This window comes from Paenibacillus sp. 8b26 (genome assembly GCF_050626875.1).
Taxonomy (GTDB): Bacteria; Bacillota; Bacilli; order Paenibacillales; family Paenibacillaceae; genus Paenibacillus.
In genome coordinates this window covers 758,662-785,424 of record NZ_CP192445.1, presented here as the reverse complement: position 1 = coordinate 785,424, position 26,763 = coordinate 758,662, and the positions used below count along the sequence as shown (strand labels likewise).

The window sequence follows — 26,763 nt, the reverse complement described above, 5'->3', positions numbered from 1 at the left end:
GTGGAACACCCTTTTTCCTTCCAAAAAAGCGGAGTCCATGGGTACGTTCTCATCGCCAAATAACAAGTGATGCCGCTATGCCAGGCGGAATTGTACATGTGAAAGCATGTGCATATGAAATGAAACGGCTGCGTGCCGTTATCTTAGTTTGACGATCAAAGCTAATGTGACAATTGCAAAAAGTCCCAAGGAATGCCTTGGAGGAACCAACGAGGAGGTGAACAGTATGATGATGACTGCGATCTGGTTCGTTCTCGTTGCTGTAGCCGCGTTATTCTTTGGGTTCGGGATTGGTTATTTTATTCGCAAATCTATTGCAGAAGCTAAAATCTCCAGTGCGGAAGAAGCTGCCGCGCAAATCGTGGAGAACGCGAAAAAAGAGGCAGAAGCGCTGAAGAAGGAAACGGTATTGGAAGCGAAAGATGAAATTCACCGCATCCGTGCCGAAGCTGAAAAGGAAACTCGTGAGCGTCGTAATGAAATTCAACGGCAGGAACGAAGACTGCTGCAAAAAGAAGAGTCGCTGGATAAAAAATTGGAATCGCTGGAACGTAAAGAAGAACAAGTGGCCAACAAAGAGAAACGAATCGATGAAACCCAGCAGCAGATTGATTTGATTTACAAGAGTCAGGTAACTGAGCTGGAGCGTATTTCCAATCTGACGACGGAAGATGCGAGAAGTATTATTCTGTCCAACGTAGAACAGGAAGTTCGTCATGAAACCGCTCAGATGATTAAGGAAATTGAGCAACAGGCCAAAGAGGAAGCGGACAAAAAGTCTCGTGAAATCATCACACTGGCCATCCAACGCTGTGCAGCGGACCATGTGGCGGAAACGACGGTTTCCGTGGTCACATTGCCGAACGAAGAAATGAAAGGCCGGATTATCGGACGTGAAGGCCGTAATATCCGTGCGCTTGAAACCCTTACGGGAATTGACCTCATTATTGATGATACGCCGGAAGCTGTTATTTTGTCCGGATTTGATCCGATTCGCAGAGAGATTGCGCGTACTGCGCTTGAGAAGCTCGTAGCGGACGGACGGATACATCCGGCTCGTATTGAAGAAATGGTGGAAAAATCCCGTAAAGAAGTGGATGAACGAATCCGCGAATATGGCGAACAAGCCACCTTCGAGGTGGGTGTGCATAGCCTGCATCCGGATTTAATCAAGATCCTGGGACGTCTCAAGTTCCGTACAAGCTACGGACAGAACGTATTGAAGCACTCGATGGAAGTTGCATACTTGACAGGTCTGATGGCCGGAGAACTGGGCGAGGACGTTACACTGGCAAGACGGGCAGGGTTGCTGCATGACATCGGGAAGGCGCTGGATCACGAAGTGGAAGGATCACACGTTGAAATTGGCGTGGAACTGGCGAAGAAGTACAAGGAACACCCGGTCGTCATCAACAGTATTGCTTCACATCACGGCGACTGCGAAGCGACTTCGGTGATTGCCATGCTGGTTGGGGCGGCAGATGCCCTTTCGGCAGCAAGACCGGGAGCGCGGCGTGAAACACTGGAGACGTACATCCGTCGTCTTGAGAAGCTGGAACGTATTTCCGAATCTTTTGAAGGCGTGGAAAAATCGTACGCCATTCAAGCTGGACGCGAAGTTCGCGTCATGGTGCAGCCAGAGAAAATTGATGATGCGGAAGCATTCCGACTGGCTCGCGATATAACGAAAACGATTGAGAATGAACTGGATTATCCGGGACATATCAAGGTTACCGTCATTCGCGAGACCCGCGCGGTAGAATACGCAAAATAAAAGCAATTTAACGAAAAGTGGCCGCTGTTTGTAGGGCCACTTTTCATTATGTAAGGCATACCAGGGAGGGTTTTCTATCAACGTACTATTTATTGGAGATATTTTCGGTAGTGTAGGCAGAAAGGCATTAAGGGAAAATCTCCCTTCGCTAAAATCAAAATACAACCCGCATATTATTATCGTGAACGGGGAAAATTCAGCTTCAGGAAGAGGTATTACTCCAGCCATCGCCAGAGAATTTTTTGATTGGGGCGTACATGGTATTACAATGGGTAATCATACTTGGGACAATAAGGATATATTTGATTTTATAGATGATGAGCCGCGTATCATACGTCCGGCAAACTTCCCGCCAGGAACGCCGGGGCGAGGCTATACCGTGGTGAAAGCTGGAGGCAAGGAGCTGGCGATCGTTAACTTGCAGGGCAGAACCTTTCTGCCACCCATCGATTGCCCGTTCCGTGCAGCAGATGACATCGTAGATGAATTGCGCAAGAAGCATAAGCACATTCTGGTTGATTTTCATGCCGAAGCGACATCGGAAAAAATCGCTATGGGTTGGCATCTAGATGGCCGTGCTTCAATTGTTGTTGGTACACACACCCATGTGCAGAGCAACGATGATACGATTTTACCGCAAGGAACTGCGTATCAGACAGATGTGGGCATGGTAGGTCCCTATGAAGGAGTACTTGGCATGCAGAGAGACGCCGTGTTGCAGAAATTTCAGACTCAGCTTCCGGTACGTTTTCAACCGGACAACGGAAAATGGCATTTTCACGCAGTTAGCGTAGAGTTGAATGACACCGACGGTATGGCGCGTAAAATCCAGAAAATTAGACTCAAAGAAGATGAATGGCGGATGGATTAACGTTTTTGGAAGCTCATTAAGGAAAGAATAAGGAAAACTGTCACCAAAAAGCAGGAATTTTTTGCTGACCCTCGAATAACATCTAATAGTGGAATCAAACCATCATCATTCCCAGGGGAGGTACTTACTATGGATGTATTAAAAGTATCAGCAAAATCCAATCCCAATTCAGTTGCAGGCGCACTCGCAGGGGTACTGCGTGAACGCGGAAATGCCGAATTGCAGGCGATTGGAGCGGGTGCACTGAACCAAGCCATTAAAGCTGTCGCCATTGCCCGGGGATTTGTCGCACCAAGCGGAGTGGATTTGATTTGTATTCCTGCTTTTACGGATATTGTTATCGACGGAGAAGACCGGACTGCAATCAAGCTGATTGTAGAGCCAAGATAATAAATGCTAGTTGCCTGAGCCTGTTTACGATGGTGTAAACGGGCTTTTTTGCATGGAAGTCGCCTGTGTTACATAGATTGTAAATAGCCTTATCACGTTGTAATCTATGAATGGAGGTAGGATGCATGAACAGTAGACTACACACGAAATGGTCGGTTGCAGATTTGCATTGTGATGTGTTATGTAAGATGCAGCTTAATCCGCAGGTGGATTTTAGTCATCCGTCGCTTGATGTTACAAGAGAGCGTTTGTTAGAAGGCCGTGTACAGTTGCAAACATTCGCTATATATATTTCCCAGGTGTTGGGTACGCCAAGATTTGAGCATGTAATTCGTCAGGTTGAACTGTTCAGACAGCATATGATATCCCCATCTGGCGGGTTGAAGCCGCTATTGTGGAAGGAAGACTTGGAAGAATGTAAGGATACATCAGTGGGACATCGGGAAGGCAATGGAATGCAACAACTTCAAGGATCACTCTGGGCACTGCTATCGCTGGAGGGAGTGGACGCGCTGGAAGGGAATCCGTTTTATGCTGAACTGTGCTATGCCTTGGGAATCCGTTTGATCGGGCTGACGTGGAATTATGCAAATTGGGCGGCTGACGGCATTATGGAGCAAAGAGGCGGCGGCCTGACGCGCAAGGGGCATGAGTTGGTCAAGCGCTGTAATGAGTTAGGCTTGCTGCTAGATGTATCGCATTTGTCCGTAAAAGGCTTCTGGGAAGTTCTGGAGGCCGCGTCGCAACCGCCGATTGCTTCGCACTCTAACTCCTTCGCGATATGTCCTCACCCACGTAATCTTCGGGATGAACAGATTCGTGCGCTGATCGCGTGTAACGGACGGATCGGTTTGACTTTTGTCACGATGTTTCTCAAAGAGCAGGGTACAGTGACCGCTGAGGATTTGCTACCACACATTGAACATCTTTGTTCACTAGGCGGCGAACGTCATTTGATGTTTGGCTCTGATTTTGACGGTATCGAGCGTCATGTGCAGGGACTGGAGCACTCGGGAAAATATCCGGGTTTTGCAGAACTGCTGCTGAAGCATTACCCTGAGGAGCTGGTCAAGGGATGGCTGGGAGGACATGCGCTGGAATATTTGCAAACGAATCTGCCTTCCAAAATGTCTTCTTAAATAGCTATTTATACCCGTTATTTTTGGCTACGCACACCCTTGACAAAGCGAGATATATTACGAAATAATTGGAGCATCCTAGAATGGCATGGTGCTAAAATAACGCTTGCCGAAATATGACATACGTTGGAGCGAGCCTGACGGGTCACCATGCTATACTGCCATATCAGAGAGGAGCTCCATTACATAATGTTGATAAAAAAGGTTACCTGGCTTGAACTCTTTTATGACTTATTGTTCGTAGCCGCTGTCTCCAAGGCCACTCATGTTTTACTACATGTTGAGCATGGTAGTATTTCTTGGGAGCATCTGGAAAAGTTTATTTTGATTTTTATTCCGATATGGTGGGCTTGGGTGGGACAAACTGTCTACAATAATCGATTTGGTCAAGACAGTATAACGCATCGAATCTTTATGATCCTCCAATTGTTTTTCGTGTTAATCATGACCGCCAGCCTTAATATAGATTTTGATGCGTATTATGTCTCTTTTTTTGTTGGCTATATTGGTTTAAGGGGCTTGACTGCCGTTCAATATTTACTTTCGGCACCCAAAGAAACGGCTCATAAACAGGAAACAGCTCGTTTTTTCGGTACCTATTTTTGGATCGGAATAGTCATCTCCAGTTGCTCCCTCTTTTTTGACTCTTGGGTTCGATATTTGATTTTATATGCTGGTATTGCTGTTGATATCCTCGTGCCTTTGATTGGCCGTAAAAAATTGGTGATCACACCTATCCATACGGAGCATCTATTAGAGCGCTTTGCACAGTTCACTTTAATTCTGCTTGGCGAATCGGTGATCAGTATGCTTTCTGTTTTACAATCCGATCATTTTACGCTCTCTTCCGTTATATTTGCTGCCTTGGCTTTTGTATTGGTCATCGCAATCTGGTGGCAATATTTTGAGAATATGGAGAAGCGGGTAGATAAATCAAAACAAACAGCAGGGCAGACCATTATTTATGGTCATTTGTTTATTTATTTTTCACTTAGCATGCTGGCAGCATCGATACAGCTCTTGTTTTTGGGACAGGTCGCCTATATCTTTGTAGTTTGTTTTACCTTTGCTTCTGTTCTTATTTACTTTTTGTCGGTTCTGCTGGTATTTCATCGGTACAGATTAAGTCATCTTAAACCAAGTCTTAGAGTCATTCTTTTCTTAACAGGAATACTCTGTGTCTTGTTTGTCCTTAATGTATTTATTGTTGTTCCCTCTCATCTCGTCGTAGCTGAAATCATGCTGTTCTTTATCCTGTTCGCTAAAATGACAGTTCACGATATTAAAGGCTGAATAGGGCGAAAAACGGAACTTTGTCCCGCTCTCCTTTTCTTTCTTGGCAAAGTAGGAGTATAATAGCATAGATGTGTAAAGTATTGTATAGAGAAAAAGGAGTGACCATACGATGAGTAAAATCGTACCTGTCGGCGTCTCCGCACGCCATATTCACCTGACTCAAGAGCATATTGAAATTTTGTTTGGAGCAGGCTATCAACTGACTGAATTTAAACCATTGTCCCAATCAGGACAATTTGCCGCAAATGAAACGGTAGCCGTAATTGGTTCTAAGGGCCAATTTGATAAGGTTCGTATTTTGGGACCCGCTCGTCCGGCTTCCCAGCTTGAAATCTCTCGCACAGATTCCTTTGCTATTGGGGTAAAAGCACCTGTACGCGAATCTGGCAGTATTGACGGTACACCAGGAATCACAGTAAAAGGACCAGCCGGAGAAGTGGAACTGCAAGAGGGTGTAATCGTAGCTGCTCGTCATATTCATTTCCATACATCTGATGCAGCGAAATGGGACATTAAGGACAAGCAGTTGCTGAAAGTACGCGTCGGCGGCGAACGTGGTCTTGTATTTGAAAATGTTCTTGCGCGTGTGTCCGATTCTTTTGCTTTGGATATGCACATTGATACAGATGAAGCGAACGGAGCCGGTGTGAAAAACGGTGACAACGCTGAAATCGTAGACTAATATACGTATATAATGCTGAAAGGCTAAGGGTCCGATTCTTGCTAAAGAGTCGGGCTTTTTTACATACTAAGGATTCTCAAAAGGGTTACCTATAAAATTATGGACATTAGATTCACTGCGTAACCAATTGGCGTTCACGGGGATATATGGCGATGACTTATAAATCATGCTATAATTTAGTGTAATGCCTTTTTCAAAGGAGTTTTTACGGGTTTAAAAGAGATTTATCCATATGCTAAGATACGGTAAAAACGTAATTGGTGTGAAATAGATGGTGTAAGGAGTGACCAAAGGAATGGCCAAGGAAACGAAAGATTACTCCAAATATTTTGATTTCTCGGATGCAAAGATCATTTCTCAGGATGAGCACAGCAAGAAGATCCGCATTCGCGGACGTGAGATCAATATTATGGCGGAGCCGAATCATAGAAAAGAAAAGCAACGCGGTAAAGAGGATGTACAGGTATTGTACGATAATGCAGTTCCGGATGAGCTGAAGCATATCGGCGAGGGAAAGCATTACATCGTGTACACATTCGGTTGCCAGATGAACGAGCATGATTCCGAAACGATTAAAGGATTGCTGGAACAAATGGGTTATCAGGCGACAGAGGATCGTAAGGAAGCGGACATCATCTTGCTGAATACATGTGCGATCCGTGAAAATGCTGAGGACAAAGTATTTGGTGAGCTGGGTCACCTCAAGCATCTCAAAACAGAGAAGCCAGGTATGCTGCTTGGCGTGTGTGGATGCATGTCGCAGGAAGAAAGTGTCGTCAACCGGATTTTGCAAAAGCACGGTTTTGTCGACATGATTTTTGGTACCCATAATATTCACCGCTTGCCGCAGCTCGTTAAGGAAGCACTCTTCAGCAAAGAAATGGTGGTCGAGGTGTGGTCCAAGGAAGGCGACATTATCGAAAACCTGCCGAAGAAGCGCGAGGGTATGCGGGCTTGGGTAAATATTATGTACGGCTGTGATAAATTTTGCACCTATTGCATTGTTCCCTTCACACGCGGTAAGGAAAGAAGCCGTCGGCCCGAGGATGTCATTGCTGAGGTACGGGATCTGGCACGCCAGGGCTTTAAGGAAATTACCTTGCTGGGTCAGAACGTCAATGCCTATGGTAAGGATTTGAAGGATATGAATTACAGATTCGGGGATCTGATGGACGATATGCGTAAGATTGATATTCCGCGTGTACGTTTTACAACATCACATCCGCGTGATTTTGATGACCACTTGGTTGAAGTGCTCGGTAAGGGCGGCAATTTGGTGGAGCATATCCATCTGCCTGTTCAATCCGGCAATACGGATATATTGAAGAAAATGAACCGAAAATATACACGTGAGCGCGTTCTGGAGCTGGCGGCGAAGATCAAAGCGGCTGTTCCGCATGCTTCGCTGACAACGGATATTATCGTAGGTTTTCCAGGCGAAACGGACGAACAGTTTGAAGATACCGTTTCTCTCGTGCGCGAGGTCGGTTACGACTTTGCCTACACCTTTATTTATTCTCCACGTGAAGGTACGCCAGCCGCGTCCATGGAAGATAATGTTCCTATGTCGGTCAAAAAAGAGCGTCTCCAGCGTTTAAACAATGTGGTGAACGAAAACAGCCTCCGCTTTAATGGTAGACTGCGTGGCGAAGTGGTTGAGGTGCTGGTGGAAGGCGAGAGCAAAAATAACAGCGAGGTGCTTGCCGGCCGGACCCGTTCCAATAAGCTGGTGCATTTTGAAGGCTCCAAGAATCTAATCGGTACCTTTGTGCAGGTGAAAATTACGGAGCCTATGACCTTTTACATCCAGGGTGATTTGGTTCAAACTGCCGTGACGGTTAACGGTTAACAAAATAGCGTAGCAAGGTTTGCATGTGGATCAAATATGAGTTGTATGTACGACCGTATAAGTGAGAAAAGGAGCGATGGACAGTGACAGAGGAGCGGTTGCAACAGTCAGAGCATCAACCGACGGCGCGCCAGCATGATCATTTGGTCAATCGCGATATGATATTGGCGAAAGCCCAAGAGTTGGCGGGTATTTTGGGCAACAGTGAGGAAGTGCAGGTATTTCGGAAAGCAGAAGACAAAATCCGCGATCATGAGCGCATCCAGCATCTGATTGCAGCGATGAAGAAAAAGCAAAAGGAAATTGTGGCCTTCGAATCCTTGAAGAATCAGACGATGATTGCCAAAATAGAGGTCGAGCTTCAGGAGCTTCAAGAAGAGCTTGACGGTATTCCGATTGTAACGGAGTTTCAACAAAGCCAGGTGGAAATTAATGAGTTGCTGCAAATGGTTATCATGGCGATTCGTGATACAGTTGCCGAAAAGGTGAATGTAGAAGAGGGAAAAAGTACTTCTTCCTCCAATTGCAGTGACTAGAATGATGTATGGTGTGGAGGCTCAGCCTCCACGCCTTTTTTTCAGGAGTAACTTGTAATGATACGTACTGTGCCAGACTTCAAGAGTAAATAGGACATCATAGAAAGGATGAAGGCTAGGAAATGGATATTTTGCGTAGTTTGGTAGAGGGTGAAGTAAATACATTTTGGGAGTATTTGGGCTGTGAATTGATCGAAGCTGATGCAAAAGAGGTACATATCGCTTTACAGGCTGGACCACAACATACCAACGTGGTGGGTATTGTTCATGGTGGCGTACTCACAACATTGATGGATCAGGCGATGGGGATGGTGAGCATGGTTTCACGCAATATGGAATTATGTGTGACGACAAATCTGAACGTTCATTTTTTGTCAGCGATGAAACAAGGGCGATTGGAGGTTAAGGCACGAATTCTCCATCAAGGGGGGCGTACTATAACGACTGAGGCGGAAGTGAAGAATAGTGAAGGAACGCTCGGCTGCATGGCTACGGCGACATTCCGGGTATTGCGTAAACAACCAGATCATTTGGATAAGGCCTGAAGCTTGACAAAACTTTTTATTATGTCATAATGAATTTATCAAAACGATATAATGTGGTGATGCCAATGGATAACGAACGTATAAACGAAGAGACGCAGAAGGCGTCGTATAACATTAAGAAATATCGCACCCCGGATGGTGCTCCGGCAGATATCGTCATGTTCACCTTAACCAAGCGGGAGCGCAAGACGGTGACAAAGACGTTGCCGATTCGTGAGCTGAAGGTAATGCTTATCAAGCGTCGTAGTTGGCCGTTTGCCGGACGTTGGGCGTTGCCTGGGGGCTTTTGTCAGGAAGATGAATCCATTTATGGAGCTGCCAAGCGCGAGCTGTTAGAGGAAACCGGCGTGGACGGCGGCCATCTGGAGTACCTAGGTGTGTATAGTGGACCTGGGCGTGATCCGCGCGGGTGGATTATATCGCATGCGTTTTTTGCACTGGTAGAGGAATGGATGCTGGAGCAGCGGCAAGCGGCGGATGATGCTTCCGAGGTTGGGCTGTTCACGATCCGTGAAGCGCTGGAGGAATTAGAGCTGGCGTTTGACCACCGGGACATTATTGTGGATGCCTACCGGAAGATTCAGTTGCAAATGCTCCAGACGACGATAGCCAAGCAGTTTTTGCCTCTGCATTTTACATTGGGCGAGCTGTATCAGGTCATTCAAAGTGTCGTACCGGATTTCGAAGAGCCGAACTTTATTCGCAAAATAACGTCGACTCGCAGCAGACAGGGAATATTGGAAGAGGTACGGGACGAGAACGGCAAACCGCTCAGCTCCAATCAGTATTCACAGAGACCTGCACAGCTTTATCGTTTTAGTGACAGGGTGCCGCGGTTGTCTATCTACACCTAATGTATTGTAGTAGGTCACGTAAAGAATGCACACTCCCCAACTTGAGGATGAAGGAGCTGACTGAACGATGAAGGCATTGATTGTTATTGATTATACGAATGATTTTGTGGACGGCAGTCTGCCTGTTGGACAACCGGCAATAGAGCTGGATGAACGGATGGCAGCCATTACGCAGGCCTATGTGGATCAAGGGGACTTTGTCGTAATGGCAGTGGACCTGCATGAGGAAAATGATATTTATCACCCGGAAAGCAAGCTGTTTCCTCCACATAATATTCGTGGAACCGGGGGACGAGATCTGTATGGCAAGCTCCATAACCTCTATGCTACACAGAGTGATTCCATCTATTGGATGGATAAAACACGATACAGCGCCTTCGCTGGCACGGATCTGGAACTCAGGTTGCGTGAACGAGGTATTACGGAAGTTCATTTGATCGGTGTGTGTACGGATATATGTGTACTGCATACGGCTGTAGACGCTTATAACAAAGGTTTTGCGATTACGGTATACAAGGACGCTGTGGCGAGCTTTAATCAGGCCGGACATGATTGGGCTTTGGGTCATTTTCAGGGCAGTCTCGGAGCCGACGTATGGTCGGCTGAGGATACGATTTTACGCCAGAAGAAGTAAATAACTTAACGATTGTGCAGCAATATCCGATAACAGAATGGAGTCGGATATTGCTGACGGATGGACAAGGCGGTACGCCGCTGCAAAACCGGGGACAGTCAGAGAGGATGATTACGATGCAGTCAACGAGCCTCGCATTACATACAGATAAATATCAAATTAATATGATGTACGCCCACTGGGTGAACGGAAGTCACCAGCGCAAAGCTGTGTTTGAGGCATATTTTCGCAAGCTGCCTTTTGGCAATGGATATGCGGTGTTCGCAGGTCTGGAACGCATTGTGAATTATATTGCAAATCTGCGCTTTACAGAGGAGGATATCCGTTACCTCTCAGAGCAAGAGGAGAAGTATGATCCCATGTTTCTGGAGGCATTGCGCCAGTTTAGGTTTGGCGGAACCGTTCATTCGATGAAAGAAGGGGCGCTTGTTTTTCCGAATGAGCCTCTGGTACGCGTCGAAGGAACGATTATGGAAACACAACTGGTTGAGACAGCGTTGTTGAATTTTATGAACTACCAAACGCTGATTGCGACGAAGGCGTCGCGCATCAAGCAGGTGGCAAGCGGAGATACGCTGCTGGAATTTGGAACACGGCGGGCGCAGGAAGCAGATGCGGCGATTTGGGGAGCACGGGCAGCTTATGTAGCGGGCTTTGACGCAACTTCTAATATGCTGGCAGGTGAGCACTTTGGTATTCCGACCAAGGGAACACATGCTCATTCCTGGGTGCAGACCTTTATGAGTGAGCAGGAGGCTTTTGACGTGTATGCGAAGGTTTTACCGGATCAGGTCACACTGTTGGTGGACACCTTTGATACGCTGGAGAGCGGCGTTCCCCATGCGATTCGGACAGCGAAGATGCTGGAGAGCCAGGGCAAACGTATGAATTCAATCCGCCTGGATAGTGGTGACTTAGCCTATTTGTCCATTCAGGCGCGGGAAATGCTGGATGCTGAAGGCTTGGATTACGTACAAATTGTAGCCTCCAATGATTTGGATGAAAATACGATTTTCAACTTAAAGGCCCAAGGTGCGCGTATCGATGTATGGGGTGTGGGGACACAGCTCATTACAGCTTCGGATCAACCTTCTTTGGGCGGGGTGTACAAGCTGGTCGAACGGGAAGTAGAAGGCGAAATGCTGCCGACGATTAAAATTTCGGGTAACCCGGAAAAGGTTTCCACACCGGGCAAGAAGGATGTATATCGTATTATAGATAAGAAGAAAGGGAGAGCTGTCGCCGATTATATTTCTTTTCCGGACGAAGATCGTCCGCGCAATGGAAAGCGGCTGAAACTCTTTAACCCGCTGCATCCGTATATGAAGAAGTATGTGGAAAATTACGAGGCAGTTCCGATGCTGGAGCCTATTTTCGTAAATGGGCAGAAAGTGTATGAGCTTCCCGGGCTGGATGAAATTCGCGCATACCATACTTCCCAGCTGCAACTGTTCTGGCCGGAATATTTGCGGAAGCTGAACCCGGAAATTTACCGTGTAAATCTCAGTGAAAAGGTATGGGGGCTGAAACAAAAGCTGATCGACAGCTATATGCAGCCAGAAGTGGAAGAAAAGGAATAGTTTTAAGAGGCACCCTGCAAATGATGGGGTGCCTCTTTGTGTTTCAGAGCGTGAGAGGGAAATCTGTGTGTTATTTGTAAATCTCCCTCATGACATGCCGCAGCTCAGGTATAATAATGCGCTCCATCGCCAAACGGACGGCTCCACGCGAGCCTGGCATAGAAAATACGGCTGTCCGGCCCACGGTGCCAGCCACAGCACGACTCAATATCGCTGCTGAACCTATATCCTCAGCAAAGCTTAAATAACGGAAGATTTCCCCGAATCCGGGCAGTTCCTTATCCAGCAGAGAGGATACGGCTTCAAATGTGGTATCACGCGGGGAAATACCGGTGCCGCCTGTCAAAAGTACAGCCTCAATGTCATCGCGTTCAGCGGCTTCGGATACGAGCTGCCGGATGCCGTCAAAGTCATCTTTGACGATAACATATCGGGCTACCTGATAGCCGTTCGTTTCCAGCAAATCCATCAATAGGCGTCCTCCGGTATCTGTCTCTACGGTACGGGTGTCGGAGACGGTTACAACCATGCAGCTAACCTGCTGCGGGGCCTCCAGTCGATGCTCCTCTACAGAAGATATATTCATTGCAGTGCTCACTCCTCAATCTATGGTTAGACATACTCTTTTTTTACAATAGAGGAATGATCGCGGGTATGCAAGTCAATAGTGGACACGAGGAAGCGGTGTGATTTATTCCCTTGCACGGATGGATTGGAATATAGTACACTTCCTTACATAAGTCAGGATTTTTTGTTTGGTTATTGATGAAAGCGTGAACAACGGTTGATTAATCTCAATTGTCGGCGGGTAATAATACAGCAGGGTCACAACAGGGAGGTAATGTATTATGAAACATTCATACCAACAATGCGTGGATGCTTGCCTGGCATGTATGAACGCTTGCAACGTCAGTTATGTGGCGAGCTTGAAGGAATATGATTTGGCTATGCTGCGCGAGTGTATTCGAGTGAGCCGGGAATGTGCAGAAATATGCGGGTTTGCCGCTCAAATGCTGGAACGCGGAACGGAATTTGCCGAGCAAATTTGTGAGCTGTGTGCCAAAGCCTGTGAAGTATGTGCTGCTGAATGCGGTAAGCACGCCCATGAGCATTGCAAGCAATGTGCAGAAGCCTGCCGCCGTTGTGTTCAGGCATGCCGCCAAATGGTGGCTGTGTAATTACATATAATCGAGTCAGCGCCTGAACAGAAAATAAAACATTGCTTTCTACAGGATAGGTTTGTATAATGATGGGAATTAACGTCTTGGAACGGGAGAGTAGCAGGGGAGCCATATCATTACAGCGAGCCGGAAAAGGTGGAAGCCGGTATGAGGCCCAACGTGAAGCGCACCCGGGAGACGGTTGTTCCAACACGGAGTTCCGTTAGTAGTTCAGCCCGGCAGACACCGTTATTTGTCATTAGAGTGAAATCGGCGATTATGCATAGTTCATTGCACAATCCGATTTACGAAGAGTGGTACCGCGGGGATATTGAAGTTCTCGTCTCTTGAATAATTCAAGAGGCGGGAGCTTTTTTTGTTAGATTCTAATGAAAAAAGGAGAGAAAGCCATGCTGTTATCGATCGCTACTCAGGCTATTTCTGCCCATACGGGCTTGGAGGAAAAGGAGATTTCCTCTTTATTGGAGGTACCGCCACAGCCGGAATGGGGGGATGTAGCGTTTCCCTGTTTTTTGCTGGCTAAAAAGTTTAGGAAGGCTCCGCAGCAAATTGCGTTGGAACTGGCGGAGACCATATCCCGTAAGGAAGGACTGACTGCATCGGCACCAGGAGCCTATGTCAATATAACACTGGGGCGTTCCGTTCATATTCCACTGATGCTGGCTGAATTAAACAAACCCGAATTTTTCAAGCCAGTTCTTGGACACGGACAGCGGGTAGTGATTGATATGTCTTCACCCAATATTGCCAAACCGTTTGGTATCGGTCATCTTCGCTCTACTGTTATCGGCGCTGCACTGTACCGCATTCTCGGGGAAACGGGGTATGTTCCGGTTAGTGTGAATCATCTGGGGGATTGGGGAACACAGTTTGGTAAGCAAATTGCGGCTTATAAAAGATGGGGAAATGAGGAGCAGCTACAGCAGGATCCGATTGGGGAATCGCTGAAGCTGTACGTGCGTTTTCATGAGGAAGTCGAGCATGACCCGTCTTTGGAGGACGAAGGTCGAGAATGGTTCCGCCGTCTGGAGCATGGAGATACCGAGGCTCAGCGACTATGGGAGTTTTTTGTTGAAGTCAGCCTGCGTGAATTTGATCGCATGTATCAGCGTCTGAACATTACATTCGACCATGTGCTGGGAGAGAGCTTTTACAATGATAAAATGCAGGCGGTTGTTGCCCAATTAAGGACGAAAGGTTTGCTGGAGGAAAGTGAAGGTGCGCTTGTGGTGCGTTTGGAGGATAAAGGACTGCCGCCTTGTCTGATCTTGAAAAAGGATGGGACTACCATCTACCCGACACGTGATTTGGCTACGGCGATTTATCGTCATGAGGTTATGAAAGCTGATCGGTTGCTGTACGTGGTAGGTGGAGAGCAGCAGTTGCATTTCCGGCAGGTGTTTGAGGTGCTAAAGCGTGCAGGGGAGACGTGGGCGGAGCAGTGTGAGCACGTGCCGTTTGGTCTGATGCATTTTGCAGGTAAAAAAATGTCCACAAGACGCGGCAAAGTCGTGAAGCTGGAGGAGGTGCTGGATGAAGCGGTAGCCCGCGCTCTATCTATCATCACTCAGAAGAATCCCAATTTACAGGATCAACAGGAAATAGCCGAGGATGTCGGCATCGGGGCGATCATTTTTGGCGACTTAAAAAATAACCGCCTGAACGAAGTAGATTTCTCACTGGAAGACGCGTTAACCTTTGAAGGTGAGACAGGGCCTTATGTACAGTATACCCATGCTCGTATACGCAGTCTTTTGGAAAAAGCTCATGCTGGCACTGGTACGTTGGCTGGTTCTAGTATAGATGTTCCCGCGGGGGAACGTCATGCACCTGATTCAACGTATACATCAGATGAAATGCTGGGGGATGCAGGCTGGGCGCTGCTTAAGCAACTGGTTCGTTATCAGGGTCAACTGGTGCGTGCGGCTCGGCAACTGGAACCTTCGGTTATCGCGAGGTTTGCGCTGGATACGGCGCAGGCGTTCAACCGCTTTTACGCCAAGGAACGGATTGTCGATGGTGGGCCGTGGCGCATTCAGTTGGCTGAACAAACTGCTGATATTCTGGCACATACGCTGCAACTTCTTGGTCTGAAAGCACCCTATCGGATGTAGCCAAATGGCCTGAGGAAAAATGCCCGCAAAGTGAGTATCCTTAGAATGTAGCCTAGGACGTGAGCAGAAAAGAGTTAAACTGGTTACACTAACTGTAAGTATCGTAAGCTTTTTTACAATCAATTTTGGAGTATCTGAAACATTTGTTGATAGTATTGCGTCGATAAGTATAGAAACATAGTAAATCTGGAGGTGCATCTCATGAAAAAAAACAAAAGCGTGGCAGCAGCTTTGCTCGTGATCTGTTCGTTGGCAGTGGCTACGTCAGCTTCTGCCTTTAGTGATATAAAAGGAAGCGAGCAGGAGAAGATTGTAAGTTCGCTTCAGAACAAAGGGATTATTCAGGGCATTACCAAGGATAAGTTTGCGCCTGATCAATCACTTACGTATGCACAAGGGGTGCATTTGGTCGTTAATGCGATGGATCTTCAGGTTATGCCGGATTTCACGACGGGTTCCTTCGCAAATATTCCGTCTTCGGCATGGTATGCCAAGTCTTACCGGATTGCGGCTCAACACCAAATTCCTTTGTCACCGGATATTGATCCAAGCACGCAGATGACAAGAGAACAATTCGCGAATATACTGTACAAAGCGGTTAGTGCAACCGGAGAATATCCAACAGTCCGCATGTACATTAATGTGGCGGATGGTAAGAAGTTGGACCAAGATTCAAGCGAAGCGGTTCAGTTCCTGCTGTTGACCAAAATTGCAAAATTAGATGAAAAGAGCAACTTTAATCCGGAACGTAAGGTAACCCGAATGGAGGCAGCAGAGATGGTCTATAATGCATCCGAATTTGTGCGAAATCATAAACCGATTGAATCTACTCCAGAAAATCCGGCTGAGCCTTCAGATCAGGGCCAGCAAAATGGTATTAGTATGAGCGTAGAGAAGGTGAATGACCAACAGAATAAGGTAACATTAACCCGGTTCCAGGCACCCAATCCCGGTTACGGTATTGAAGTGGATCATATCGACTATGTAGATGACGCCAATGCAGTGATTTACTACAAGTTGACAAGTCCAAAGCCGGGGGAAATGAATATCCAGGTCATTACGGATACCCAAACCAGTACCCTGGTGGACAGCAAGTATAAAGTTACGATAAAGGCAGTAGAGGGAACCGTTTTTCCTCCTACAGGACCAGGCACCTCGGTAGCCCAATAATAGTTGTAGCCTACACACGAAGCATGTGTTTAGAAAAAAGTAAAACAGCAAGCCTCCATTGTATTTATCTGGAGACTTGCTGTTTTTTTATGCATCTTTGTGGGCTTTTTTTATGCGCTTCCTCCAGCCAAGCCAGGCCCGTTTTGACCTGTGCCCGGTTTTTGCAAGGAGCTGGTACCTGCTCGGGTATCGGCTTTTTCAGAAGTCGCAGCTCCTGCTGCAACAACAGTTTGCTCTGCAAGCAAAGCTTCCTGTTCCGACGATGCAGTAGAGGATGCATTTATATCTGTTCCCGCTGTTCCTGACTGGAGCTGATACATCTGGAAGTAACGACCGCCGTGAGCCATGAGTTCGTCATGGTTACCGCGTTCGACAATCTCACCCCGATGCAGCACCAGAATTTGGTCCGCACTGCGGATGGTCGACAGACGGTGAGCAATGATGAAGGTAGTACGCCCTTTCTTGAGCACCTCCAGCGCAGATTGGATAAGCGCCTCGGTTTCAGTGTCAATATTGGCAGTAGCTTCATCGAGAATCAGAATCGCCGGATCAAAGGCCAACGCGCGGGCGAAGGAAATGAGCTGACGCTGCCCGGCTGATAAAGTACTTCCTTTTTCGATCACTGGCTCGTCAAAGCCTTGTGGCAAGTGGGCCAGCAGTTTGTCAGCCCCAACATCACACAGTGCTTTGTTCACCTGTTCTCTGGTAATCCGGCTATCTCCCAGACTTACATTGGAGGCTACTGTACCTGTAAACAAATATGGATCTTGAAGAACGATTCCCATATGATGGCGTAGCCACTGCTTCGGAATGTCCTTGACAGAGGTTCCGTCAATGGTGATCGTTCCTTTTTGCGGATCATAAAACCGGAACAGCAGGTTAATAATCGAGCTTTTGCCTGATCCGGTATGTCCGACGAGAGCAACCGTTTGGCCGGGATGTGCAGTAAAGGAAATATGTTTAAGGACAGCATCCTTTTTGTAGGCAAAGGTTACGTCGTCGAACTCCACCAGACCTTTGTAACGCGGCATCGTGCCGTCTGTTACCTGTTCTCCGGTTTCATCCATCAGTTCAAATACCCGTCCCGAGGATACGATTGAAGCATCCAGCACTGCAAGCTGGTTGACCATACCAGTCATCGGTTGGAACAGTCGTCCCAGTACATCGACGAAGGCGTATAGTACGCCTAGTGATACAGCACTGCCAGTCGTGCCAAGCGCCTCGGCTCCGAAATACCACAACACGACGGCAAAGGCAAGATTTCTCAGCACATTAACCAGATTGTGTGAAGTGAAGGCGTTCAAATTCAGCATTTTATTCTGATGCTTCATATAATCATCGTTCAGTTCTTCAAACTCATGTTGCGTTTGTTTCTGGTGCCGGAACACGCGAATAATGGACATCCCTTGAATAGATTCGTTGATAATTGCATTAATCTCACTGAGTCGGGACCGAATAATCGTATTAAAGCGGGTGGCGACTTTGCGGTACAGTACAATCCACAAGATCAGTAGCGGTACAATGAACAGAGAGATCAGACCCAGTCTGAAGTCCAGCAAAAAGAGTGCGACATATACCCCGGCCATCGTCACAATACCTGAAGTGAAGTTCGACAGTACGGCCACGAATAAATCTTTTACCGCTTCTGTGTCATTCGTAATACGGGATACGACCTTACCTGCGGGCAGATTGTCAAAAAAGTAAACTGGCAGCCGTTGAATGTGTGCGTAGAGGTCAAGCCGAAGCTTTTGAATAACCTTGTTGGCCGAGGATTGCAGCCAGTAGGTTTTGCCAAATTCAGCAAAGATCGAAATGACCAGAAAAAAGCAATACCAGCCAATCAGTTGAAAGATACCGGGCATTTCCGGCTTGTAAAAGCTATACAGCTCATCGGCTGTCAAAGCCTTGGCATCATAGCGAAAGGTGTCGGAGCCGCGTGTCACCGTCAGCGTGCCGTTCGCAAAGGAGCGGTTACCGTCAGCCACCTGTATCGAGCCATCAATAAATACGAAGGATTTTCCAACTTGTAAAATCCTTGCTTCACGCCCTTTGGGCTCCCCGGCCTCAAAGCGGTCTTCACGCTTAAAATGGGTTCCGGCATAACTTACGGTACCGTCCACACTAGTTGTCTCGTAAAATGGTTTTTCAATAGCGAGCATATGGTCGTCGATCATCGTTTTGGCGATGAAGGGTCCGGCCAGCTCAGCGCCTACCCCGATAGCCAACGCGATGAGTGCGGCGATAAAGCCCACTTTGCTCGTCAGGGCATACTGGAATAGCCTTTTACCGATATTGGGTTTCATTAGGATACCTCCCCTGAGGTCAGAACAGATTCCACTTGCTGCCGTTCATACTGTTGACGGTACCATCCGTCCGTCTGAAGCAGCTCGTTGTGGGTTCCTTCCTCAATAATGCGTCCTTGCTCCAGCACGACGATCCGGTCTGCATGTTCTACAGCCGAGAGACGGTGGGTGGAGATCAGAGTTGTTTTACCCGAGCGTTTACGCCGGATATTATCAATAATACGTGCTTCTGTTCGAGCATCGACCGCGGACAGTGCATCGTCTAGCACCAGAATATCCGGATCGCCGATAAAGGCGCGTGCCAGCGAAACACGTTGCTTCTGGCCGCCGGACAGGGCAATTCCTTTTTCTCCCACGAGTGTATCCAGTCCATCGGACAAGGTGCCTAAATCCTGATCAAAGGCTGCGGTACGGATCGCTTCCATGATGTCGTCATCATCTGCACGCGGTTTACCGAACTGAATGTTCTCGCGCACTGATTTGGAGAACAGAATTTGCTCCTGTGGCACGTAGCCGATCCAGCTGTGCAGTTGTTCAACAGCAATGTCCTCCAGCCGAGTGCCAGAGATTAAAATGTCACCGCTACCCGTCGGGTATTCATGCAGTAGCTGTTTGAGCAGGGTGGATTTCCCGCTGCCTGTTCGGCCGACGACACCTAGCGTTTCTCCACGTTTCAGCTCTAAATTCACATGTAACAGATTGTCAACAGATGAGGTTGGATAGCGGAAGGTAACATCTTTCATCGTAATGGACTCGGGGTGGTTAACCGTTACAGGCTGAGCTGCATCTTGTACGTCCGGCTCCACATGGAGAGTTTCGTTCACCCGATCGAGGGAAGCGCTACCGCGCTGCATAATGTTGATCAGCTCGCCAATGGCAAACATCGGCCAAATCATCATCCCCAGATACATGTTAAAGGATACCAGTTCACCCAGCGTGATATCGTTATGAAATACCAGATAAATACCATAGCCAAGTCCGATCACATAGCTAAGTCCTACGCATAAGCGGATCGTCGGTTCGAAGAGAGCATCCATTCGGGCGACCGCCAGATTTTTGCGAAATACGTCATCGGTAATATCGGCGAACCGTTTTTCATCCATTCGTTCCTGTACATAGGCGCGAATGACCCGGATACCTGCCACGGATTCCAGCACTTGGTCGTTCATATCGCCAAATGCATCCTGTGCCAGCGTGTAACGCTCGTGAACGGCTTTACCGTAAATGCTCATTGCCAGCGCGATAAAAGGAAGGGGCAGAACCGCCGCCAGCGTCAGCTTCCAGCTAATCAGGGTGCCCATGGCGACCAGCACGACGCTCAGGTAAACTGTAGAGTCAGTTAGCGTCAGCATGCCAAAGCCCGCAGTACTAGCGACGGAGCGAAGGTCGTTCGTAGCACGAGCCATCAGGTCACCAGTACGATTGCGTTCAAAAAATGGAGGTGTCATCCGCAGCAGATGGTTCATAAAGCGTGTGCGCAACAGGCGCTCCACCAGATTGGCACCACCAAACAGCTTGTGCATCCATATGTACGTAATGTAGTAGATGACGGCAAGAATGCCTAAAATATAAAAAATATAATGCCAGAGCGAGGACCATGAAATTGAACCGCGTACGATCTCATCAATAGCGCTACCTAGCAGCCTAGGCGGAGCAAGCTCCAGCACGCCAACGGCGATCAGCAAAAACAGCCCAATCGAGTACCGGCTTCGTTCTCTTTTAAAAAACCAGCTTAAATTTTTGAGTACCGAAAACAAGAGGAATCCCATCCTTTCATGAAAAGCTCATGCGAGAGTTGTTGTGCCATTTTGAATAAACAATAAGGCTTGCTACTACTAGCTTCAATCCGGTAACAGGCGCAAAAAAGGCATACCGTCCGCAGACGATATGCCTTAAATCTCAATATCATATGGCGCGCAGATGTTTTCAGCACACTCACCACTGAAAAACTGCTCAAACGCAGGCAGCCACTCGTATTAAACCATACAACGTGAATGGCTCAATTCCGAAGGATGCGTCAGGGGAGATGCTCCGGTATGTAGTTGTTGTGTTTGTAGAGTTGGGTAAAAGGCGAGATGAATGTTTAGCACCGGTAACACTCCTTTCTTCTTCGAATTGGATTCATTCTGAACATGAGTAATCGTTCAATTTGGTAATTAATTTCAAAATGGATCTCGTATGGTTGAATCTTAACACCGTCTTTTGCGAATTGTCAAACCTTTTTCAAAAAAATGTATATCAATCGCTGGAGATTTTCATTTGAGCAAGGGGCTGTTGGTGGTCATTCTAAACAATGCTATGATATAGTTAACAGGACAGAATTGTACAAGGAGATGAGCATAACGCATGAGCATACAGGTAACTGAACCAGCGGCACAGTGGTACATCAAGGAGCTTGGTCTGAACCGTGGAGATACCATCCGTTTTTTTGCCCGCTATAGTTCTGGTGGTGGATTACATCCGGGCTTCTCTCTGGGAATTGCCGTGGAACCTCCGCAGCACCCTGTACTACAACATGAAGCGGCTGGCATCACGTTTTATATGGAGGACCAGGATTATTGGTATTTGAAGGGTCATCATCTGGAAGTAAAGTATCTGGAGGAACATGACGACATTATTTACACGTATGCCGAGGAAGAGCAGTCTTAATGCTCTAACGTTAGAAATAGCGAGCAGGTGAACCGTTTGGGTCATGAAAAAACGGCGGAATATCGCATGACAGGGGATTAAACCTGTGTGTGATACTCCGCCGTTTTGTTGTCCTTGGGGCGCGTGTGCTGTATGTTAAGGGTTGTTAAGCATCGGACCATCCACCGCAAAATCAAAATCGTCAATGTCGTACACATGTACAGGTACGGAAGCTTCAATAATGCGATGAATCCAGTCCAGTTGATCTGTCAAAATGGGTAATTCTTCACGCTGGGCTGTTAGCACCAGTTCGGTCTCGATTGGATCAAAATATTCTCCGTAATGCGCAGTATCGACGGCATTAATGACGATCAGTGTGGTGTTAGCGTCGAACAGGATCGGCAAGCTTTTGGCCCAGGGCATCTGAAGCGCGCGCCGGATTTTTTTCTGATTCAAAGGTTCCTCAAAATAGCTGATCAGTTCGCTTACCTTTCGCTTCACATGCTGATCGTCCGCAGGATTATCCATGAGCGGTTCCGTGCTATCCTGAAATTCGTATAGCTCCAGCAACGATGTGTAAGGCACTATATATTCCACAGGGGCGGGAGTTGTAAGTAGTTGGCCATATATGGCAACCATTACAGCTTCCGTTACAAATTGTCGGGACATCGGTCAAGCCTCCTGCATTTACCAAATTATGCGATAAGAGTATAACACAAAGCGGGACTAAATTCAGCCCTTCATGCAGATTGCTCGGGTTCATTCGTTTTTTACGTTGACTGCCCTTTTCAATTTGTCTGCCGCTGGTCAAATACGTTTTTTTATGGATGGCATCTGCCAGTGGCCAGACAAAGGATACGCGGGGAAGCCTAAGTTCGTCCAATTAACAGCGACAGCAGCCCAGCGGCGATGAGCGGTCCTACAGGAACGCCTTTGAAGAAGGCGACACCAATCACGGTTCCAATAAGCAAACCCGTCACAATGATGGGCTGTCCGGACATCAGGGTTACTCCGCGGCCGCCAAGGTAGGCTACCAGGATGCCAATAGCAATAGCGAGCAGCGACTTCCAGTGAAGGAAGGACTCCATCACCTGGCTAATGCTGATTTTACCGCTGGCCAGTGGGGTCATCACACCAATGGTTAGAATGATGATCCCGATCGTCAATCCATACTTTTCAAGCCAGGGGAAAGCAGTATGAAAATGGGTTACCCGAAGTAGCAGTAGTACGACCATGGCAATCGTGACGGTGGAGTTGCCGCTGACAATTCCAAGACCAGCCAGTACCAGCAGGATGAGTGAACTGTAATCCATATATGTGTTCTCCTTAGTTCATTTAGCTTTGAATATGCTCAGCGATTTGGCGACCGTGCCAGCGGCCTGTTTCAATGAACACCTCATTGGCATTGCTGCCAGAAGCGATGACACCCGCCACATATATACCCGGTATATTGGTCTCCATCGTGGAAGGGTCATATTCCGGTTTGTCCAGACCCTCGGCCATGTGGACCCCTACAGACTCCAATAGCTTCCGTTCCGGGTGAAATCCGGTCAGTGCCAGTACAAAATCATTTTCGAGCCGGAAAGCTGCTGCCTCCAACGGGGTGACCACTACATAATCCGGATGAACTTCAGTGATGCGCGCGCCCAGATGGAGCGTAATTTTTCCTTTTTGCACCATGCTGTCGAACAGTGGGCGAACCCACGGCTTAATGTATTCAGACAGTTCGGTTCGGCGATACACCATGTCAATGGTAGCCCCGACACGTACGAGTTCCATCGCTGCATCCACCGCAGAATTGCTGCCGCCGATGATTGCGACCCGCGTGCCTGTATAGGGATGGGCTTCACTGAAATAATGAGTAACTTTATCTAATTGTTCCCCGGGAATGCCCAAATAGTTCGGATGATCAAAATATCCTGTAGCCACGACGACATAGCGTGACGAATACGTTTTGGCTATTCCCTGCTTGCTCACCGTATGTACAGTAAATGTAGTATCATCCTGTCGTGTGATCGTTTTTGCTTCCTCATAATGACGGATGTTCAGGTTATAATGTGCAGCTACCTTGCGGTAATACGCCAGTGCTTCATGACGGTAAGGCTTGTCATTAGGCGTACTGAACGGAACATCGCCAATTTCCAGCAGTTCAGCCGTGCTGAAAAACTGCATGTTAGTCGGGTACAGAAAAATAGAGTGAACAATGTTGCTTTTTTCGATAATGACGGTTTGCAAGCCTCTGCGGCTGCATTCGATTGCAGCGGACAGCCCGCAAGGCCCGCCTCCGATAATGACTACGTCGTGCATCTCGATGAACCTCCCGTTATATTGGTCTGTTGCGCCTGTTTTGCAGTAGTATGGTAGACGTTTCAAAGCGCTAATTCATAAAAATTTGAAAAGGTGAAACAATTGAATATATGCAATCTCTGCACAAAAGTCAAGTAATATCATCCTACCGCAATGCGTACACAATATCCAGCCGTTTTCAGAAAGAAGTAAAAGAATGATACGATTGACAGCTATTTTTAACAATCATATAATTAGATATATATCTATTATTGTGTGTAGAATTTAATTTTTCACGCAAAGTATATGGAGAGTAGTTAGTGATGAAAAGAGGCGTTAACGATGCAACTGGATAAAATGGTCAACTATCATAAAGCGCTTGCTGATCCTACGCGTATGCGTATATTGCTGCTCTTGTCACGTGGAGAGATGCATGGTCAGGCGTTGGCGGAAAAACTGAATTTATCCCAACCGACTGTCACGCATCATGCTTCCAAGCTTCGTGAAGCGGGGTTAATCAAGGAGCGGCGTGATAAGAATACGGTATATTTCACACTAAATCCTGAACTGATCAGGCAGCATGCCGAGGCGACAGTGCGGTTTATTTTTGAAAAAGGAGAGGGGGAGGAAGAAATGTCAGAGGTTAATGAAACGCTGGAAGCGACAGTCTTGCGTAATTTTTTTTCCAAGGACGGCAAGCTGCGTCAAATTCCCTCGCAATACAAGAAAAAGCTGATCGTGCTTCAAATGCTGGCAGAAAAGCTGGAGCCGGGCCGCGTGTATCCTGAACGTGAGCTAAACGAGTGGATTAAGCAGTATCATGAGGATTTTGCGACAATTCGGCGTGAGCTGATTATGCATCAATTTATGTACAGGGAACGTGAAATGTATGAATTGAATCCACGTGAGATGTGGACGCGTTGGGATCAAGTGCGCTAAAAGAAACTTGAAAAGATTTTAAAAAAGGTTTGCGGCAGACTTGACAGACGAATTGTGGACTTGTATGATTAAGGAAATTTTAGGAGGAGGCGATGTTATATGCGTACGAACATGAATGGATTGGTTCAGCAGCAGTATGACGTTGTCTCCCGCACGGATGATGCATAGTTGAAGACTATATGAAATAAGTATAGTTTTTACATGGCATTCGGTTGAGCAGTAGAACCGATGAAATCCGCAGGGAGTGATTCCCTGCGGATTTTTTTATGATTAGGGCCTTGGGATAGCCTCGGCCTGAATCATACACCCTCCGCAGGGGTTTCCCTACGGATTTTTTGCGTTGTTTGCTCGCGGGAGAGAACATTTACAAGCACCGAATAGCACGAAAATAAAAAAACATCAACTTTAAACATTAGCAATAAACGATGATTCACAGGAGGAAAACAATGAGTATACATGAATACGGCTGGTCTGATTACTGGAACGGCTTTTGGGATCAATGGAAACAAAGCTTTGAAGAACGAGCAGAAAATACACAGGTACGCCCTGCCCGTCTGATTGCCGATTATGGTCAAAAAGTAAAGCTTATGACTATGGATGGAGAACGCTGGGGAGTTGCTTCCGGCAAGCTGAGACATGCTATCGTCGATCCGGCAGAAATGCCGGCTGTGGGGGATTGGGTGGCTGTCATCGTGCCAGATGGAGTCTCTGATGCAGTCATTCATGCCGTGCTGCCACGTAAAAGTCGGATATCCCGGCAGGCTGCGGGCTTTGAGACGAAGGAGCAATTGATTGCGACAAATGTAGATACCCTCTTTCTCGTCAATGCGCTGAATCATGATTTTAATGTGCGCAGGCTGGAGCGGTATTTAATTATGGCGTGGAACAGCGGGGTCGATCCGGTCGTTGTGTTGAGCAAAAGCGATCTTTGTCCCGATGTGGAAGAGCGGGTGGCCGAAGCGGAGGGAGTGGCCCCCGGTGTGCCAGTCATCGTTATTTCTGTCTTGCAGAACGAAGGGAGAGAGCAACTGGAGGCGTTTCTTCAACCCGGCCGCACAGTTGCCTTGACAGGCTCATCCGGCAGCGGCAAATCAACGATTGTGAACTGGCTATCCGGGGCCGAAGTTCAGCTTACACAGGATGTGAGGGAAGAGGACAGTCGAGGGCGTCATACGACCACCCACCGACAGTTGTTCCCCATATTGAAGCAAGCCGTTCTGCTGGATACGCCGGGAATGCGTGAACTGAATCTGTGGGATGATTCCACCGGGGTTGCCAATACCTTCGCGGATATTACTGAAATGGCACAAAATTGCCGTTTTGCAGACTGCAAGCATCAGGGAGAAGCGGGATGTGCGGTAGAGGAAGCTGTGCAGCGTGGTGAGCTATCTGAATCCAGAGTGAACAACTATCGCAAAATGCAGCGGGAGCTGGAGTATCAGGCACGTAAAGAAGCAGATCGGCGGAAAAAGGATCAACGTTCAAGCACAAATCAGGGCCGAGGCGGTAATCGAAGTGGCTGGAGACGTGATGTGGAGTGGTGAGATGAAGAAAGGTTATTTGTAAAAATCACAAGAGAATCTGCGGTGTGGTCGGCATATCCTGTAGAGGGGTGAGTATATGCCGAATTATAGTATTGTAGTGAGTTTGTCGGATCGTCGTCTGTATTTAAAAGATGGCGATCAGACTGTACTTAGTTATCCGGTCGGTATCGGTAAAATCGCTACACAGACACCGCACGGACAATTTACCATCATTAATAAACAGCCTAATCCCGGCGGCCCCTTCGGAGCGTTCTGGATGGGGCTGTCCAAGCCGCATTATGGCATCCACGGCACCAATGCGCCTTGGTCCATTGGCAAGCTGGTGTCGCATGGTTGCATACGTATGCAGAACAAGGATGTGCTGGAGCTTCAGGAAAAGGTTAGCATCGGCACGCCGGTCACCATACAGCCTTAGTGACCGACAAGTTACACTACCCTGCAAGCCATG

General features: G+C 47.5%; 25 protein-coding genes and 1 other annotated feature. Of the genes, 19 read left to right on the top strand and 6 right to left on the bottom strand.

Annotated features, from left to right (window positions below):
* Nucleotides 1-229: 229 nt before the first annotated feature.
* The 12 genes from rny to ACQ4MX_RS03180 all read left to right on the top strand — a co-directional run bounded on the left by rny (nt 230) and on the right by ACQ4MX_RS03180 (nt 12,150).
* Nucleotides 230-1,774: a ribonuclease Y gene (rny, locus tag ACQ4MX_RS03235; protein WP_014281153.1), complete on the top strand. Its 1,545-nt coding sequence runs from the start codon at nt 230-232 to the stop codon at nt 1,772-1,774.
* Between the two features lie 76 nt (nt 1,775-1,850).
* The gene (locus ACQ4MX_RS03230) at nt 1,851-2,645 is read left to right on the top strand and encodes a TIGR00282 family metallophosphoesterase (RefSeq protein ID WP_431091245.1); all 795 of its coding nucleotides are present in this window, start codon (nt 1,851-1,853) and stop codon (nt 2,643-2,645) included.
* Nucleotides 2,646-2,774: 129 nt separating this feature from the next.
* Nucleotides 2,775-3,035 carry a stage V sporulation protein S gene (locus tag ACQ4MX_RS03225; protein ID WP_007430104.1) on the top strand — a complete coding sequence of 87 codons (261 nt, stop codon included), beginning with the start codon at nt 2,775-2,777 and terminating at the stop codon, nt 3,033-3,035.
* Between the two features lie 125 nt (nt 3,036-3,160).
* Nucleotides 3,161-4,174, top strand: a complete 1,014-nt coding sequence (locus tag ACQ4MX_RS03220; RefSeq protein ID WP_431089357.1) for a dipeptidase — start codon at nt 3,161-3,163, stop codon at nt 4,172-4,174.
* Nucleotides 4,175-4,363: 189 nt separating this feature from the next.
* Nucleotides 4,364-5,467 (top strand): low temperature requirement protein A, encoded by a 1,104-nt coding sequence (locus tag ACQ4MX_RS03215; RefSeq protein WP_431089355.1) that lies wholly within the window; start codon nt 4,364-4,366, stop codon nt 5,465-5,467.
* Nucleotides 5,468-5,579: 112 nt separating this feature from the next.
* Complete coding sequence (pduL, locus tag ACQ4MX_RS03210; RefSeq protein ID WP_134910038.1) at nt 5,580-6,152, top strand: phosphate propanoyltransferase; 573 nt, start codon at nt 5,580-5,582, stop codon at nt 6,150-6,152.
* Between the two features lie 295 nt (nt 6,153-6,447).
* Nucleotides 6,448-8,001, top strand: a complete 1,554-nt coding sequence (gene miaB / locus ACQ4MX_RS03205) for a tRNA (N6-isopentenyl adenosine(37)-C2)-methylthiotransferase MiaB (RefSeq protein ID WP_431089353.1) — start codon at nt 6,448-6,450, stop codon at nt 7,999-8,001.
* A gap of 83 nt (nt 8,002-8,084) precedes the next feature.
* Nucleotides 8,085-8,537 carry a RicAFT regulatory complex protein RicA family protein gene (locus ACQ4MX_RS03200; RefSeq protein WP_431089352.1) on the top strand — a complete coding sequence of 151 codons (453 nt, stop codon included), beginning with the start codon at nt 8,085-8,087 and terminating at the stop codon, nt 8,535-8,537.
* Nucleotides 8,538-8,659: 122 nt separating this feature from the next.
* The gene (locus ACQ4MX_RS03195; RefSeq protein WP_431089350.1) at nt 8,660-9,082 is read left to right on the top strand and encodes a PaaI family thioesterase; all 423 of its coding nucleotides are present in this window, start codon (nt 8,660-8,662) and stop codon (nt 9,080-9,082) included.
* Between the two features lie 65 nt (nt 9,083-9,147).
* On the top strand, nt 9,148-9,936 hold the full coding sequence (locus ACQ4MX_RS03190) for an NUDIX domain-containing protein (RefSeq protein ID WP_134910030.1): 789 nt from the start codon (nt 9,148-9,150) through the stop codon (nt 9,934-9,936).
* Between the two features lie 67 nt (nt 9,937-10,003).
* The gene (locus ACQ4MX_RS03185; RefSeq protein ID WP_431089347.1) at nt 10,004-10,570 is read left to right on the top strand and encodes a cysteine hydrolase family protein; all 567 of its coding nucleotides are present in this window, start codon (nt 10,004-10,006) and stop codon (nt 10,568-10,570) included.
* A 116-nt stretch (nt 10,571-10,686) separates the two neighbouring features.
* Complete coding sequence (locus tag ACQ4MX_RS03180) at nt 10,687-12,150, top strand: nicotinate phosphoribosyltransferase (RefSeq protein ID WP_431091244.1); 1,464 nt, start codon at nt 10,687-10,689, stop codon at nt 12,148-12,150.
* Nucleotides 12,151-12,220: 70 nt separating this feature from the next.
* Here ACQ4MX_RS03180 and ACQ4MX_RS03175 read toward each other — a convergent pair whose 3' ends face one another.
* Nucleotides 12,221-12,736, bottom strand: coding sequence for a MogA/MoaB family molybdenum cofactor biosynthesis protein (locus tag ACQ4MX_RS03175; protein ID WP_431089346.1), 516 nt, complete (start codon nt 12,734-12,736; stop codon nt 12,221-12,223).
* A gap of 262 nt (nt 12,737-12,998) precedes the next feature.
* Here ACQ4MX_RS03175 and ACQ4MX_RS03170 point away from each other — a divergent pair, with 262 nt between their 5' ends.
* From ACQ4MX_RS03170 to ACQ4MX_RS03160, 3 genes are all read left to right on the top strand, one after another.
* Nucleotides 12,999-13,328, top strand: a complete 330-nt coding sequence (locus tag ACQ4MX_RS03170; protein WP_431089343.1) for a four-helix bundle copper-binding protein — start codon at nt 12,999-13,001, stop codon at nt 13,326-13,328.
* A gap of 78 nt (nt 13,329-13,406) precedes the next feature.
* Nucleotides 13,407-13,661: a binding site (T-box leader), on the top strand.
* A 59-nt stretch (nt 13,662-13,720) separates the two neighbouring features.
* Nucleotides 13,721-15,445: an arginine--tRNA ligase gene (gene argS / locus ACQ4MX_RS03165; protein WP_431089340.1), complete on the top strand. Its 1,725-nt coding sequence runs from the start codon at nt 13,721-13,723 to the stop codon at nt 15,443-15,445.
* A 201-nt stretch (nt 15,446-15,646) separates the two neighbouring features.
* A complete protein-coding gene (locus tag ACQ4MX_RS03160) occupies nt 15,647-16,615 on the top strand; it encodes an S-layer homology domain-containing protein (protein WP_431089337.1) in 969 nt (322 codons plus the stop codon).
* Between the two features lie 110 nt (nt 16,616-16,725).
* Here the strand turns inward: ACQ4MX_RS03160 and ACQ4MX_RS03155 are convergent, their stop codons facing one another.
* Together ACQ4MX_RS03155 and ACQ4MX_RS03150 are read right to left on the bottom strand one after the other, a co-directional pair.
* A complete protein-coding gene (locus tag ACQ4MX_RS03155; protein ID WP_431089333.1) occupies nt 16,726-18,918 on the bottom strand; it encodes an ABC transporter ATP-binding protein in 2,193 nt (730 codons plus the stop codon).
* The gene (locus ACQ4MX_RS03150; protein ID WP_283655685.1) at nt 18,918-20,675 is read right to left on the bottom strand and encodes an ABC transporter ATP-binding protein; all 1,758 of its coding nucleotides are present in this window, start codon (nt 20,673-20,675) and stop codon (nt 18,918-18,920) included. The genes ACQ4MX_RS03155 and ACQ4MX_RS03150 overlap by 1 nt, the downstream gene beginning before the upstream one ends.
* Nucleotides 20,676-21,264: 589 nt before the next feature.
* Here ACQ4MX_RS03150 and ACQ4MX_RS03145 point away from each other — a divergent pair.
* A complete protein-coding gene (locus tag ACQ4MX_RS03145) occupies nt 21,265-21,567 on the top strand; it encodes a HesB/YadR/YfhF family protein (protein WP_014281172.1) in 303 nt (100 codons plus the stop codon).
* A gap of 135 nt (nt 21,568-21,702) precedes the next feature.
* On the opposite strand, the gene ACQ4MX_RS03140 is transcribed toward ACQ4MX_RS03145, so the two are convergent.
* The 3 genes from ACQ4MX_RS03140 to ACQ4MX_RS03130 form a co-directional block, all read right to left on the bottom strand.
* The gene (locus ACQ4MX_RS03140; protein WP_044644800.1) at nt 21,703-22,215 is read right to left on the bottom strand and encodes a hypothetical protein; all 513 of its coding nucleotides are present in this window, start codon (nt 22,213-22,215) and stop codon (nt 21,703-21,705) included.
* Nucleotides 22,216-22,415: 200 nt separating this feature from the next.
* The gene (locus ACQ4MX_RS03135; RefSeq protein ID WP_134910013.1) at nt 22,416-22,859 is read right to left on the bottom strand and encodes a DUF441 domain-containing protein; all 444 of its coding nucleotides are present in this window, start codon (nt 22,857-22,859) and stop codon (nt 22,416-22,418) included.
* 22 nt (nt 22,860-22,881) lie between these two features.
* Nucleotides 22,882-23,853, bottom strand: coding sequence for a YpdA family putative bacillithiol disulfide reductase (locus tag ACQ4MX_RS03130; protein ID WP_431089329.1), 972 nt, complete (start codon nt 23,851-23,853; stop codon nt 22,882-22,884).
* Between the two features lie 321 nt (nt 23,854-24,174).
* On the opposite strand from ACQ4MX_RS03130, the gene ACQ4MX_RS03125 reads away from it, so the two are divergent.
* The 3 genes from ACQ4MX_RS03125 to ACQ4MX_RS03115 all read left to right on the top strand — a co-directional run bounded on the left by ACQ4MX_RS03125 (nt 24,175) and on the right by ACQ4MX_RS03115 (nt 26,730).
* Nucleotides 24,175-24,771: a metalloregulator ArsR/SmtB family transcription factor gene (locus ACQ4MX_RS03125; RefSeq protein WP_044644797.1), complete on the top strand. Its 597-nt coding sequence runs from the start codon at nt 24,175-24,177 to the stop codon at nt 24,769-24,771.
* Nucleotides 24,772-25,217: 446 nt separating this feature from the next.
* A complete protein-coding gene (rsgA, locus tag ACQ4MX_RS03120) occupies nt 25,218-26,315 on the top strand; it encodes a ribosome small subunit-dependent GTPase A (protein ID WP_431089327.1) in 1,098 nt (365 codons plus the stop codon).
* Between the two features lie 76 nt (nt 26,316-26,391).
* Nucleotides 26,392-26,730 carry a L,D-transpeptidase gene (locus ACQ4MX_RS03115; protein WP_431089324.1) on the top strand — a complete coding sequence of 113 codons (339 nt, stop codon included), beginning with the start codon at nt 26,392-26,394 and terminating at the stop codon, nt 26,728-26,730.
* Nucleotides 26,731-26,763: the final 33 nt, after the last annotated feature.

Coding starts and splice junctions, on each gene's coding strand:
- ACQ4MX_RS03115 (WP_431089324.1), top strand. CDS start 26,392: ATGCCGAATTATAGTATTGTAGTGAGTTTGTCGGATCGTCGTCTGTAT.
- ACQ4MX_RS03185 (WP_431089347.1), top strand. CDS start 10,004: ATGAAGGCATTGATTGTTATTGATTATACGAATGATTTTGTGGACGGC.
- ACQ4MX_RS03160 (WP_431089337.1), top strand. CDS start 15,647: ATGAAAAAAAACAAAAGCGTGGCAGCAGCTTTGCTCGTGATCTGTTCG.
- ACQ4MX_RS03195 (WP_431089350.1), top strand. CDS start 8,660: ATGGATATTTTGCGTAGTTTGGTAGAGGGTGAAGTAAATACATTTTGG.
- ACQ4MX_RS03175 (WP_431089346.1), bottom strand. CDS start 12,736: ATGAATATATCTTCTGTAGAGGAGCATCGACTGGAGGCCCCGCAGCAG.
- miaB (WP_431089353.1), top strand. CDS start 6,448: ATGGCCAAGGAAACGAAAGATTACTCCAAATATTTTGATTTCTCGGAT.
- ACQ4MX_RS03220 (WP_431089357.1), top strand. CDS start 3,161: ATGAACAGTAGACTACACACGAAATGGTCGGTTGCAGATTTGCATTGT.
- ACQ4MX_RS03145 (WP_014281172.1), top strand. CDS start 21,265: ATGAGCATACAGGTAACTGAACCAGCGGCACAGTGGTACATCAAGGAG.
- ACQ4MX_RS03190 (WP_134910030.1), top strand. CDS start 9,148: ATGGATAACGAACGTATAAACGAAGAGACGCAGAAGGCGTCGTATAAC.
- pduL (WP_134910038.1), top strand. CDS start 5,580: ATGAGTAAAATCGTACCTGTCGGCGTCTCCGCACGCCATATTCACCTG.
- ACQ4MX_RS03225 (WP_007430104.1), top strand. CDS start 2,775: ATGGATGTATTAAAAGTATCAGCAAAATCCAATCCCAATTCAGTTGCA.
- ACQ4MX_RS03140 (WP_044644800.1), bottom strand. CDS start 22,215: ATGTCCCGACAATTTGTAACGGAAGCTGTAATGGTTGCCATATATGGC.
- ACQ4MX_RS03180 (WP_431091244.1), top strand. CDS start 10,687: ATGCAGTCAACGAGCCTCGCATTACATACAGATAAATATCAAATTAAT.
- ACQ4MX_RS03215 (WP_431089355.1), top strand. CDS start 4,364: ATGTTGATAAAAAAGGTTACCTGGCTTGAACTCTTTTATGACTTATTG.
- ACQ4MX_RS03170 (WP_431089343.1), top strand. CDS start 12,999: ATGAAACATTCATACCAACAATGCGTGGATGCTTGCCTGGCATGTATG.
- ACQ4MX_RS03155 (WP_431089333.1), bottom strand. CDS start 18,918: ATGAAACCCAATATCGGTAAAAGGCTATTCCAGTATGCCCTGACGAGC.
- ACQ4MX_RS03130 (WP_431089329.1), bottom strand. CDS start 23,853: ATGCACGACGTAGTCATTATCGGAGGCGGGCCTTGCGGGCTGTCCGCT.
- rsgA (WP_431089327.1), top strand. CDS start 25,218: ATGAGTATACATGAATACGGCTGGTCTGATTACTGGAACGGCTTTTGG.
- rny (WP_014281153.1), top strand. CDS start 230: ATGATGACTGCGATCTGGTTCGTTCTCGTTGCTGTAGCCGCGTTATTC.
- ACQ4MX_RS03135 (WP_134910013.1), bottom strand. CDS start 22,859: ATGGATTACAGTTCACTCATCCTGCTGGTACTGGCTGGTCTTGGAATT.
- argS (WP_431089340.1), top strand. CDS start 13,721: ATGCTGTTATCGATCGCTACTCAGGCTATTTCTGCCCATACGGGCTTG.
- ACQ4MX_RS03125 (WP_044644797.1), top strand. CDS start 24,175: ATGCAACTGGATAAAATGGTCAACTATCATAAAGCGCTTGCTGATCCT.